Genomic DNA, 13,067 nt, shown 5'->3' with positions numbered 1-13,067 from the left:
AACACGCTAAGCTATCGCACAGCAGTTGTAAGCTCTTGGTGCCTACCTGCGTTTATGCTCAATTAGCCTAAAAAAGAACGTGAAAATTGTCAAGGCTCACGGTAGTTATTACCGCCGTGAGTTCAATGTCCTACAGCGATTTGCTACTATAACTAACTACTAGTTAGAAAACTGCTGCTCGGTTGTATTGAGAGTTTTTAACTATTAGGTCTGGATTAACTTAAATAGCTATTATTCATTTATTGACTGTTAGTTTTTAATTCTTTTTGATTATTTGAATTAATGTTTTTCATAGTGAAATAAGTAATAATTACTTGTTTAGAGCAAGTTTATACAATCTGTGTCACAATACTATAAAAAAAATTGAGAATTAAAACTCGTATTTAAGTTCATTTAACTTATATTTTTCTAATGCTTTATTTGAGAAATGCAGACGAAATCAGTGCTTTAGTTACGCAATACAGTCAAGCCAAAATACTCTGGGTTGATACAGAAATAGCCGATTTTAACACTCAAAAACCTCGCTTGTCCTTGATTCAGATTTTGAAAGACGGTAGCGATATTTCAGGAGAAACAGTCGTCATTTTAGATGTACTTGATCGACCTGAGATTATTAAAAATTTTATCGAAAGTATCATGTGCAATCATACTATTGAAAAGGTCTTTCATCAAGCTAGCTATGATTTAAAGTTTCTCGGTAAAAACCAAGCAAAAAATGTAACTTGTACTTTAGAAATGGCAAAGAATATTCCGTATTATCTTTTGCCGTTACCTAATTTCTCCTTAAAAACTTTAGTAGATGCTTTGTACCATATAAACATTGATAAAACTGAGCAAACAAGCGATTGGGGACAGCGACCTTTAAGCAATTTACAACTTCACTACGCTAAAATGGATCCTGTTTATTTAGCAATGGTGCATCAAAAACTTTTGCAATTGCAAGCAGTTGCGTATCCGAATCCTGAAACAGAAGATTTAACGTCTTTGGCTGGGCGATACTTGCAACTTAAGCAACAGCTACATTTACTTAGTTCGGAATTTGAGCATATAGAAACGCGATTGAAATCAGCAATGCAAGCTCAGAAAATTTCTGAAACCGATTGTTTAAAATTATCGCGATCGCAGCGCCGAATAACAAAAGTTGAATTTTCTCAACTAGCCGCAGTAGCTCAACAACATGGATTATCGCTAAATTTTCCAATCACTTTAACACAAAAGCTGCAAAAAGAACTTAAAGAGCTGATGGCTGAACTTTCATTACAAGTAGAAACGACAACAAGTTGGCGATTGTCTGCAAAGCAGTTTGAAAACATAGATAAACAAGACGAGTTAGATTTTTGATAGATAGCGATTAGCTGTGTCGCTCTAAAAGCAACAGTATTGTAAATATCATAAACAGCGTAACCCTTGCGATAATCCCAGACAAACACCTGCAAGAAAATCCAAGTTCAGAGTTTCAATCGTATCACTCGCTTTATGATAGTGTGGATTGCGTAGCATAGCAGTATCTGTAATCATCATTGCTGGATAGCCTCGATCCCAAAAGTGTGCGTGATCGCTTAGCCGAGTTTGTGGAACAATTGAACCTTTATTAAATACAGGTAGCCATTCACTTGGTACTCCAATTTGACGAATACTGCGGCTAAGGTAAATTAAGTCAAAAATTGTTGGTAGATTACCAATTAAACCAATAAAATTACCGCAATTTGGATATAATCTTTTTAATAAAGAAATTGGGTACTGTTGTGACCCTGGGGTAGAGTCGCAATAACCTAACATTTCTAGCGAAATCATTAACCGTAGTTGTTGATTTTGTTGGCATAAGTAAGCTGCGTACTCGGAAGCACCAGAGTTACCAAGTAAGCCATATTCTTCAAGATCGAACGCAACTAAACGTAGAGGATGCTTTGCAGGTTCGTTTGCAAAAATTCGCGCTAGTTCTAATAAAACAGCAACACCTGTAGCATTGTCGTCAGCGCCTGGCGTTCCAGGTACTGCATCGTAGTGGGCGCCGACTAAAATCGGAAAGCCATGCTGTTTACCAGGTAGATTTAAAATCAAATTTTGGTGCGTTTTACCTCGGACAGTAAATTCAAAAATTTCTACAGGTCCATATTTTTCTAACTGTTGATAGATGTATTGTTGAACAAAAAAATGCCCTGCTGTTGCCAAATAAGGGTCGCGATCGCGTACAATTTGTTGCAAATGAGTAAATAAGCGTTCTTTTAATTCAAGCGCCATTGGCTTTTATTACAGTTAAACAAACTGACCCTGAGCAACCATAATTACTTTACCACCTACAAAAACTTTTATATCTGTCTCATTTTTCTCAGCTTTTAATAATAGTAGTGAAGGTCTGCCAATTTCGTATCCTTGCTCAACACGCACATCGATTGATTCAGCGCCAAAATAGGAATAGTTGACTAAATACCCAGCTAGACAGCCATTCGCACTTCCAGTAGCAGGATCTTCTGGAACACCAACAGCATCAGCAAATACTCTAGCAGCTAAGTTGTTTTCCGGCTTATTTGTTTCTGGGCAAAAAGCAAGAATTGCTTTTGCTTGAGTTTGATTGACTAGTTCAAAATATTTATCTCGATTAATTTTAATTTTCTTTAAGCTTGAGAGCTTTTTCAAAGGAACAATAATAAATGAGATTCCTGTCGATACTTCTTGAATAGGATATCCTAAATCAATTTCCTCTAAATCTAGATTTAAAATTGGGGCTAGTGTCTCGGCTGTAAATGTTTGAGCGAAGGTAGGCGGTTTCTGCTGCATCCACAATTCTTCTATATTTTCATCCTGATAATGAAGAGTTACAGGTATCTTTCCAACTTGTAAGTTCAAGATAATCTGCTTGATAGGGAGACTAATTTCTTTCTGCAGTACGTAAGCTGTTCCTAAGGTCGGGTGTCCGGCAAAAGGTAGTTCTTGTTCTGGTGTGAATATTCGTACAGGGTAACCTCCTTCTTGCATATCTAAAGAGGTAATAAAAGTCGTTTCCGAATAGTTCATCTCCTTAGCAATTTTCTGCATTTCCTGGGTTGAGAGAACACCTAATTCTACAAAAACTGCAAGTTGATTACCTGCATATTTCTTTTGAGCAAAAACATCTACAATGTAAAACTTCATCGCTTCATCTCAATTGTAAAAAATAAAGATACCTTTACGATTTACGTAAATCTACTTAAGAAAACTTGTTATGGCTAGAATAAATAACTAAAATTCAGTGAAATTTACCTAGAAGAGTTAGTAAGTAGTAGCTAGATTAGGTACGTATTTTGTAGATCCAGGTGAAGTTGTTATCTGCAATTAATAGTCAGGCTTATAGTTTTGAAATAGTTTTCGAATAGAGAACATCATACGTTTTTTTTGCGCAATACGATAAAGAAAAATGACAGTTACATACAACCCTTATCTAGTTATTGTCTCAGCATTTATTGCTGTACTTGCTTCTTACACCGCACTCGATTTAGCTGGTCGAGTGGCAACTTCTCAAGGCGCTGACCGTAAAGTATGGTTAGTAGGAGGTGCGATCGCCATGGGAACAGGTATCTGGTCAATGCATTTTATTGCAATGCTGGCTTTCTCATTACATAGCTCAGCACAACAAATTCCTATTGGTTACAATTTGCCCATTACATTAGTATCTCTACTCGCAGCCATATTTGCCTCTGGTTTGTCACTATCGCTTGTGAGCCGACCTCGTGTTAGTTTAACAACTTTATTGACCAGTGCCGTTTTGATGGGGGTTGGGATTGGGGTGATGCACTATCTTGGAATGGCAGCAATGCAAATGACTGCAGTCATTCGTTACGATCCAATTTTATTTTTACTTTCAGTAGTGCTTGCTGTTGTTGTGTCATTAGTAGCATTAAAATTGTCGATCAAATTCCGGCGTCAAACTCATAATGTCAGTAAAAGACCACAGTTGATTATTAGCGCACTCATTATGGGTGCAGGTATTCTATCGTTGCACTATACTGGCATGGCAGCCGCAAGATTTACAGAAGATTACGAACGCTACATTGAAAGTGCAACTATTAATAATAGTTCCTTAGCATTCTACGTCGCTTGCTTCACGTTTCTCATCTTAGGTGCAACTTTGGCAATCACTTCTGATAAAGCGGGTAGAGATTACAGCATGCGAGATTATTAATCAATGAGATAAAGAAGATCGCCTCCCCATGATTTTTTTAAGGGCGCAAACAGCGAATTGCTTCTAAAAGACCCCTGGCTTTGTTCAGGGTTTCTTCGTATTCTTTATCAGGGTCAGAATCCGCAACTAAACCCGCCCCAGCTTGTACGCTCACAGTTTGGTTACGGACAATCATCGTGCGAATTGCGATCGCGCTATTGAGTTGTCCTTCAAAATCGTAGTAACCATACGCACCCGAATAAGGACCGCGACGGCATTTTTCCAATTCATAAATAATTTCCATCGCCCGAATCTTTGGCGCACCGCTGACTGTCCCTGCGGGAAAGCAAGCTTTGAGCAAATTCCAAGCACTTTGTCCAGGTGCAAGTTCACCTACAACATTGCTGACGATATGCATCACGTGCGAATATCGCTCGATTACCATCAATTCGTCAACTTTAACCGTACCGCTTCGGCAAACACGTCCGAGATCGTTGCGCCCTAAATCAACCAGCATCACGTGTTCTGCCACTTCTTTTGGATCGTGCAATAAATCTTCTGCTAAAGCCGCATCTTCTTGCGGTGTTTTTCCACGCGGGCGCGTTCCGGCGATCGGTCGTACTGTTGCTATCAAACTGTTATTTTCATCGCGTTCCGCCTTGACCATCACTTCGGGACTCGAACCAATAATTTGCCAATCATGGAAGTGAAAATAAGCCATGTAGGGCGAAGGATTAATTAGGCGTAAAGAACGATACAGCGAAAACGGATCGCCTAAATATTTAGTAGACAATCGCTGCGAGAGGACAACTTGGAAAATATCGCCAGCATGAATATATTCTTTTGCTTTTTTAACATTGGCACAAAAGACCGCTCGCGACGTGTTACTCGTATAGTCTAGCTTAGGAGTATTACTAGTACTTGGGGGAGTCCATTCTAAAACAGTGTCTTTAGATGATAAAGGTAGCTGTAGCTTGCTTACCATTTGAGTCACGCGGTTTTCGGCTTGTTGATATGCTTGCTGCAAATCACCTTGCGCCTCGCGTAGATCGGCATAAGCAACCGCCCAGATTTTGCGCTTGACTTGGTCAAAAATCAAGAGATGATCGACCTGCATCCACAACCCATCAGGTAAATCTGTCTCACTTGCTTCATGAACTGGAACTCGCGGTTCAATCCAGCGAATTAATTCATATCCCCAAAATCCAAACAAACCACCAATTCCTGGTGGAAGTTGCGGTAACTTCACGGGATGATACGGCGCTAAACACTCGGCTAAAGCTGTGAAAGGATCGCCCTCAAAAACAGTTTCTGAACCATCTCGATGGCGCTGTGTTGTCCGATTTCCCCTAGCTTCTAAAATCCACAGCGGATCGCAGCCAACAAAGCTATAGCGTCCGATGTTCTCGCCACCTTCTACCGATTCCAACAAAAAGCTATACGGCTGATTCCAACAAACCTTGTACCAAGCAGAAACTGGTGTGTCTAAATCAGCAACCCATTCTTGATAAACTGGCACAAAATTGCCTTGCTGAGCTAAAGCTGAGAACTCGGAAAAACTAGGAAAAACCATAAAGAATGAGAGGTCGCAAGTCGAAGGTCAAAGGATGCGTGACCAACTTTTGGTATACGGGTAAAACAGGGTAGCTGTCAATAAATTCTGCACGCCAGCATAAAAGCCAGAAGGCAGAGTGTTGCTGTTAATAACTCTAGCTTCCGGCTCTGACTTATGACTAAGAGGTGAAAATTAAGGTTCTTGAATCTATTCCAAAGAAGGGCTTAGTCAAGAAAACCCCTCCTGAATGAGACAAAGATAGCTTACATCTCGATACCTTGTCGCGGCAGCGAGCCAGATTTAGTATCTTGAGAGCCTTTTCCAGCTTCGCTGGATTTTGGTCCTGGCGCGTTGTAGGTAGTCATTCCACTAAACTTCAACTTAGCCGGATCGGGATTCTTCCCAATATTACGGTCAACGTAGCCAACTTTCTGACGACCTTCATTGACTTTTTCAGGGAAAACGCCATCACTTGGATGGAGATATTGAACTTCGCCATTAGGATAAACGCGGTAAATTTTATAATCTGTAATCCGGAATTTGGCGCGTAATTGTTGCCCTCCTAACGCGATGCAATACTCTTTACGCGCAAGTTCCAGCTTGTTGGGACCTTGCCGCATGATGGCAGCACCACCCGTAGGCATTTCAAAAACTTGCTCTTTGGGACTCGTCCATGTAATGACGTACTTTTCTTCTCGAAATGCTTTTGTTAATAATCCGCCGGTGCTACCACCGAAAATTGGTGTTTGACCCGAAAGTTCTTCTGCCATAAGTTAACTTCCTTGAGGTTTTTAGGGCATCGTAGCACCGCGATCGCCCTTGTCTCACTACTATGTTAGGAACTGTTACAGTTGGGGCAAAAAAGCGAGAGAGCAAGTAGGCAGGTGGGTAGGAAAAAATAAATAATTACGAATGACAAATGAGGGTTAACTAAGAACTCAAAATAATTGCCGCCCAACTCCGAGCACTTGCCACAACTCAAAACTCATCACTAGTCACTCACTCCCCGCCCCTTAAAATTCTTGACGAGAAACTAGTTACTAACCACTCGTCACTAATGACATTTGCTCGGGACGATTTTCACTAATCGGAACCGTAAAGTGAAATTGGCTGCCTCGATCTTTGCCCGCAGACTCTGCCCAAATTTGACCGCCCCAGCTATTGACAATTTGACGACAAATTGCTAACCCCAAGCCTGTGCCACCTGCGGTACGGCGTAGCGCTCCCTCTTCTTGATAAAAGCGATCGAAGACGACTTCTAAGCGGTTAGGTTCGATCCCGCGTCCTGTGTCAGCGACGATTACTTCGAGCATTTGACTGTCATTACAGCGCGCCGCGATCGTAATTTGACCATCAGCTGGCGTAAATTTACAAGCGTTATCGAGAAGTTTGGAAATGACCTCGACGAGCCAATCGCCATCAACTCGCACTAACGGTAATTCTTGAGGAATTTGAATCGCAATTTCCGGCAAATCTTCCGTATTGATCCGCGTACGCGTGCGGCTAATTGCCAAGCTGATACACTCTTCGAGCGGTAAAGACTCAAGATGCCATTGGATGCGACCACTTTCTAAGTTAGAAAGCGTCAAAAAGTCTTGAATTAACTTCCGCATCCGTTCCGAGTCGCCTAAGGCAGTGTTGAGCATGACTTGCCGTAGCTCAAGCGGCATATCAGGTTCGCTGGCAAGACTTTCTAAACATACTTGGATCGTTGAGAGCGGCGTGCGTAATTCGTGACCTGCGATCGCAATCAAATTGCTGCGGGTACGGTCTAAAGCTTCCAACTGCTGATTGAGGTTTTCTAGGTTGGCATAGGCTTCAGCTTGGATTAAGGTAGCACCGATTTGGGTTGCGATCGCTTCTACCAAGGCCATATCATCTTTTTGCCATTGGTAGGTTGTCTCCCCACAATGATGTAACTCAATCATGCCTAACAATTTTCCTTGATACAATATTGGCACCATTAACCACGACCGAATTGCCCATTGCTTAACAAAAGTTGCCAAAACCTGAGAATTGCCAATGCGAGCGTCACTTTGTGTATCAGCAACATAAACTCGCTCTTGCTGCTGTACAGCTTCTTGAAATAAAGGATTTTGCTTTAAAAGGAGCATTTTTCCACTCAGCGGCGATACTCCTGTAGAACTGACAAACTCATGGCTAATTGTTGCCATAGCATCTGTTGATTGCGCGCGATAAATTAAGCAGCGACTCGCATAAACTGCTTTGCCTAATTGCTGTACAGCTACTTTCAAAATTTCTTGTGGATGTAGTGGCTGACCGCTATCGCTACCGCGACGAATTGCCGCAGTAATCGAGTTTACCAAACGTTCTTTGCGCTCTTGTAATGCGATCGAACCGTACGCTTTGAGCAACTTGTATTGACTCGCTTGCAGATAAGTGACTAAGCGCTGCACAAAAGGATCTGAGTCAACACGCTGCGATGAGCGCTGTTGCTTCCCGACGAGCTTGCGCGTCGGCGTTGATGAAGACGCGCGACTCGAAAAACGTAATAGACCAAAGTCGCGCTGTGCTTGGTTAATTTTCGTTCGTAATTCCGGTCGATACGTTAAAATCCGTTGTAGCAAAATATCAGCGGCAATATGACTTGCTTCGCGGTCTGACGTCCAAATTCCCTCAAATTGACGCGCGGGGTCCATGTCAAAACTAACAGGCAATTCTGCTGAATATAGCTCTAGTGCTGGATTTTGTCGTTCGCGGCATACAAGACATATTGTATAGTGCTGCGAAATAACGACTAAATGCCACTCATGGCGTAACGCATCTTCATACGGATCGAAAGCGATCGTCTCATATTCTTCTGATGCACTTGCAAAATCGGTTTCTGCTGCCGCAAGAACATAAACCTGATTGCTTTTTTGCGCGAGTCGGCGGTAGCGATTTGCTTCCTGGCGATAAAAACTTTCCCGTTGAAAACTCGCAACTAGCAATGGGTTTTCTGTCGTTGCAGCTAGTACCTGATCTTCCATGGCATGCGACAGCGCCGTTAAGGAAGATTTGAAATAAATTTGAGTTCGCAGTTGAGGTAAGGCTTGCAGTAGCTCGCTCAGTACCGAAGTCTTAATACTCATGCGGTCTTTCTCTCTCACTGCACCTGAATCTCCCACCGCTCTCTTGTGCCATCATAGCTATCCGGCAACATCTTTATTTTCCAATTACTATAAGTTTTTGTAGCGGAAGCGTAACCATTCTTGGCTTAAATTAAGAGTTCTCTATCAACTTATCCTACCGAGCTTAGTGCTAGCTGCGTTGCCCATAATCGTAATTTTTTCTAAGAATTAGGCAAAAATATCAACTTTCCCATTTCACGTTTCTTTTCTTCCTTTAGTCGATCCATCGCTAGACTACTGTCAAAGTGACATAACTCAAGTTACAATTCTGAAATTTACATTGTTACTTAAAAAACTTGTACAGGCGGCATCCCTCTAGTGGTATATCTGCATAAAGAAGGTAGTGCTTTGTCAAGTACAAGCAAATTATATTGGCATTAAGTTTAATGCCAGTTCAGTTAATGATCCTGTTATTGGTGCATACCTAGTAATGAAAATTGCCCAAGTTGCTCCTCTATGGGAGCGTGTTCCGCCCTTTCGCTATGGTGGTATCGAACTCATTGTCAGTTTGTTGACCGATGAGTTGGTTCGCCGCGGTCATGAGGTAACTTTGTTTGCCTCTGGTGACTCGATTACAACAGCACACTTAGTATCAGTACACGAGCAAGCTTTGCGGCTCGATCCGAGTATTCGAGAGCCAGGAATTTATGAACAGCTAATGTTATCTGAAGTTTATAGCTCAGCGCATCACTTTGATATCATTCATTCGCATGTTGGCTGTGCAGCGCTGCCGTACACTCATTTTGTCAAAACGCCAACTGTACACACAATGCACGGTATTTTTACGCCTGATAATGAAAAGATGTTTCGGCGTTTTGCTTGGCAACCTTACATCAGTATCAGCGAGGCACAACGAGAACCTCGCTTAGGGTTGAACTACATTCACACAGTTTATAATGGCATAGATACTGCTGTTTATCCCTTCCAACCTACACCCGCACAACCTGCATATCTTGCTTTCGTCGGCAGACTTTCACCAGAAAAAGGACCTCTACAAGCAATTCAAATTGCGCGCGCATCTGGTTTACCGCTAAAAATGGCGGGCAAGATTGATGCTGTTGACCGCGACTTTTATCGGGAAAAAATAGAATCGGAAATTGATGGCGAGCAGATTCAGTATTTAGGTGAAGTGTCCCACGAACAAAAAGTAGAATTACTCAGCGGAGCTACCGTTACACTATTTCCGATTACCTGGCGCGAGCCGTTTGGCTTAGTGATGATTGAATCTATGGCAACAGGTACACCAGTTATTGGTATGGGACTCGGTTCGGTACCGGAAGTCATCGCGCACGGCAAAACAGGTTTCGTCTGTCATTCTTTGGAAAAAATGATTGAGGCAATTCCAGAAGCAATAAAACTCGACCGACAAACTTGCCGAGACTATGTTGTTAACCATTTTAGCGTTCAGGCAATGACCGATGAGTACGAGAAAGCGTTCCAAATGGTATTGTCTTGACAATTGCAGCACGTTAGCCAAAATGTAATTTGAAAGTCAAAAGTCATTGTAAGAAGTTGCTACTGACTTTTGACTTCTTGCTTGCGGTTGAATAGATTTGACGTAACAGCAGATAAATTTCTTAAATTTATTTACAATAGTTTATGAAAATAAGTTACATTCGAGCAGAGAAGTAAATTTGAAAGCCCAAAAATTTCTCTATTGCTCTAAATTGCTATAGCAAATGCTAACGTCAACTCAGCAAACGCCAGACGTGTTGATATGAACTATATGTTAAGTTTTTATTCTATTGTTCTCAACTAATAGATTTCATCCTTAAATCTTTGTCGGAAAAAGCTCGTGAAGAATGAGCAAAACAGTTGTTTGGCTAGGTCAGACACTGTAAAGGCAAGTAACAGCGCGAGAAGATATACAAATCATTGTGGAAGCGGAAATATTTGGCATGACACCAGATACGCTGATGACAACAGACAGACTCGATCTGGACGGAAGAATTTTTGTTCCAGCACACCAGTTACCTATTCCTGAATGGCCCTGTGTATTAAGTGAACGACCGCAACCAACACTTACAGTCAAAGACGACGATTTATTTCTAGTCACTGATACGCTCGGAAATATTTCTGGCTGTTTGGGTGTTGTTGACGAACAGAAAGCTAGTATGGGACTTTTTTGCAATGATACTCGCTTTCTTAGTCGGCTAGAGATGCAAATTGAAGGGCGATCGCCTGTCCTGCTTAGCAGCACCGCTGATAAAGGCTTTTTGCTGTCAATTCTGTGTACAAATCCGACCATTGAAGACCGTTTAACCGCTGATGCGCTGGGAATTCGCAGAGAAATTGCGCTGGGTGGCGCACTGTTTGAAGAAATCGAAATCACAAATTACAGTACTAGTTCGGTAAGCTTTGAACTTAGCCTCAGCTTTGACGCCGATTTTATTGATTTATTTGAAATTCGGGGGTTTCGGCGGGAAAAACGCGGTCAGTTATTGCGCCTGGCACAACCAATTAGCGATCAAGCCTCGCGTGACGGTGCATCTGCTTACCGTTTGTGTCAACAAGAAGAACTAACTTTAGCCTATCAAGGCTTAGATGGGTTGCTGATGGAATCGCGCATTCAGTTTCAGTATCTCAAGCCAAAGCTGTTCAAAGGTTATACTGCAATTTGGCAACTGGAATTAGCTTCGCACCAAACGCAGAAGCTAGGCTATCGGCTACAAATGTTAACCGATCGTCAGCCAGCTTCTACAGTCAGCGCTCCGACGACGCTCGTGCAAGCAAAAGCGGCTGAATTATTAGAAGAGCAAAATTGGCGACAACATATTACGCAAATTCGCTCTGACAAAGTCATTTTTAACCGTACTATCGAACGCGCCGAACAAGATTTGTATCTTTTACGACAGTCAATTGGGAAAAACTTTGGTAATTGCAAAGTTGTCTCAGCTGGAGTTCCTTGGTTTTCAACATTGTTTGGGCGCGACTCGCTGATCGCGGCTTCTCAAACATTAATGTTGAATCCGGCGATCGCGCGCGAAACACTTTTGATTCTCGCCGCTTACCAAGGTAAAGTAGAAGACGAGTGGCGCGAAGAAGAACCTGGTAAAATATTGCACGAGTTGCGTATGGGTGAAATGGCGCGTTGCCAAGAAGTTCCCCATACACCGTACTACGGCACCATCGACGCAACTCCTTTGTGGTTGATGCTCTATGCGGAATACTACGCTTGGACGCACGATAACGAAACCCTAGAGCAACTGTGGTCGAATGCGCTAGCCGCGATGGAGTGGATCGACCGCAAATGTGAAAAAACCGGCTACCTTAGCTACTTCCGTACGTCTCGACGCGGTTTAGTTAACCAAGGATGGAAAGATTCAGGTGATTGTATCGTAGACCGTCACGGGCACTTAGCAAACGGTCCAATTGCACTTTGCGAAGTCCAAGCTTATGTTTATGCAGCAAAAATCCGCTTAGCAGAAATCGCCCGCATGAAAAAGCGGATCGACTTAGCAGATCGCTGGCAAGAAGATGCAAATCGTTTGAAAGAGCGATTTAATCGTGACTTTTGGATGTCCGATCAAGATTACTGCGCTCTAGCTTTAGACGGTGAAGGCAAGCAAGTTGATAGTATTACCTCTAATCCTGGTCATTGCCTGCATCTGGGAATTTTGACACCGGAAAAAGCTTATAGTGTTGCCGAACGGCTACGCGCACCGGATATGTTTAATGGATGGGGCATTCGCACTTTGAGCAGTTTGTCGCCAGCTTATAATCCGATGGGGTATCATATCGGTTCGGTTTGGCCGCATGACAATTCGATGATTGCGATGGGCGTGCGATCGCTTGGATTAATCGATCAAGCGCTGGAACTTTCTCAAAGTATTTTAGAGATGACGCAACGTCAACCGTATCAACGCCCGCCTGAACTTTTCTGTGGCTACGAACGCACGAACGATAACGATCCAGTGCAGTATCCAGTCGCGTGTTCGCCGCAAGCTTGGGCGACAGGTAGTATCTTTCAGCTACTACAAATGATGGTCAACCTTGTTCCGGATGCTAAAAATAATTGCTTGCGGATCATTGACCCTGCTTTACCAGAATCGATTAATACTTTATCACTACACAATTTGCGTGTTGGACCTACTTTACTCGATTTAGAATTTGAGCGCTCAGGCAATACAACCGCGTGTCGCGTTGCCAAGAAACGCGGTAATCTGCGAGTCGTGATCGAAGCTTAAGTAATGAGTGGCTAGTGAGTAGTGATGAGTTAAATTTTTTGGTGTTGAGCCACCAG

The 13,067-nt window shown here is 42.5% G+C and carries 9 protein-coding genes; 4 read left to right on the top strand and 5 right to left on the bottom strand.

The features are described 5' to 3' along the window. The first annotated feature begins 411 nt into the window (after positions 1 to 411). Entirely contained in the window at positions 412 to 1,341 is a 930-nt protein-coding gene (locus B1A85_RS06460; protein ID WP_104546043.1) for a ribonuclease D, read from the top strand. A gap of 48 nt (positions 1,342 to 1,389) precedes the next feature. Here B1A85_RS06460 and B1A85_RS06455 read toward each other — a convergent pair whose 3' ends face one another. Further along, the gene (locus tag B1A85_RS06455) at positions 1,390 to 2,241 is read right to left on the bottom strand and encodes a M28 family peptidase (protein WP_104546042.1); all 852 of its coding nucleotides are present in this window, start codon (positions 2,239 to 2,241) and stop codon (positions 1,390 to 1,392) included. 15 nt (positions 2,242 to 2,256) lie between these two features. Then, positions 2,257 to 3,132 (bottom strand): PhzF family phenazine biosynthesis protein, encoded by an 876-nt coding sequence (locus B1A85_RS06450; RefSeq protein ID WP_104546041.1) that lies wholly within the window; start codon positions 3,130 to 3,132, stop codon positions 2,257 to 2,259. Positions 3,133 to 3,394: 262 nt separating this feature from the next. On the opposite strand from B1A85_RS06450, the gene B1A85_RS06445 reads away from it, so the two are divergent. Further along, positions 3,395 to 4,159: an MHYT domain-containing protein gene (locus B1A85_RS06445; protein ID WP_104546040.1), complete on the top strand. Its 765-nt coding sequence runs from the start codon at positions 3,395 to 3,397 to the stop codon at positions 4,157 to 4,159. 37 nt (positions 4,160 to 4,196) lie between these two features. On the opposite strand, the gene trpE is transcribed toward B1A85_RS06445, so the two are convergent. From trpE to B1A85_RS06430, 3 genes are all read right to left on the bottom strand, one after another. Then, positions 4,197 to 5,711: an anthranilate synthase component I gene (gene trpE, locus B1A85_RS06440; protein ID WP_104546039.1), complete on the bottom strand. Its 1,515-nt coding sequence runs from the start codon at positions 5,709 to 5,711 to the stop codon at positions 4,197 to 4,199. 245 nt (positions 5,712 to 5,956) lie between these two features. Further along, positions 5,957 to 6,463: a photosystem I reaction center subunit II PsaD gene (locus B1A85_RS06435; RefSeq protein ID WP_104546038.1), complete on the bottom strand. Its 507-nt coding sequence runs from the start codon at positions 6,461 to 6,463 to the stop codon at positions 5,957 to 5,959. A gap of 270 nt (positions 6,464 to 6,733) precedes the next feature. Then, the gene (locus B1A85_RS06430; protein WP_104546037.1) at positions 6,734 to 8,785 is read right to left on the bottom strand and encodes a DICT sensory domain-containing protein; all 2,052 of its coding nucleotides are present in this window, start codon (positions 8,783 to 8,785) and stop codon (positions 6,734 to 6,736) included. A 469-nt stretch (positions 8,786 to 9,254) separates the two neighbouring features. On the opposite strand from B1A85_RS06430, the gene B1A85_RS06425 reads away from it, so the two are divergent. Continuing rightward, on the top strand, positions 9,255 to 10,280 hold the full coding sequence (locus B1A85_RS06425; protein WP_104546320.1) for a glycosyltransferase family 4 protein: 1,026 nt from the start codon (positions 9,255 to 9,257) through the stop codon (positions 10,278 to 10,280). A gap of 442 nt (positions 10,281 to 10,722) precedes the next feature. Further along, positions 10,723 to 13,011 (top strand): amylo-alpha-1,6-glucosidase, encoded by a 2,289-nt coding sequence (locus B1A85_RS06420; RefSeq protein WP_104546036.1) that lies wholly within the window; start codon positions 10,723 to 10,725, stop codon positions 13,009 to 13,011. Positions 13,012 to 13,067: the final 56 nt, after the last annotated feature.

The organism is Chroococcidiopsis sp. TS-821 (genome assembly GCF_002939305.1).
Lineage (GTDB): Bacteria > Cyanobacteriota > Cyanobacteriia > Cyanobacteriales > Chroococcidiopsidaceae > Chroogloeocystis.
Note: the sequence above shows the minus strand (reverse complement) of the source record. Positions and strands in the feature narration are given on the sequence as shown.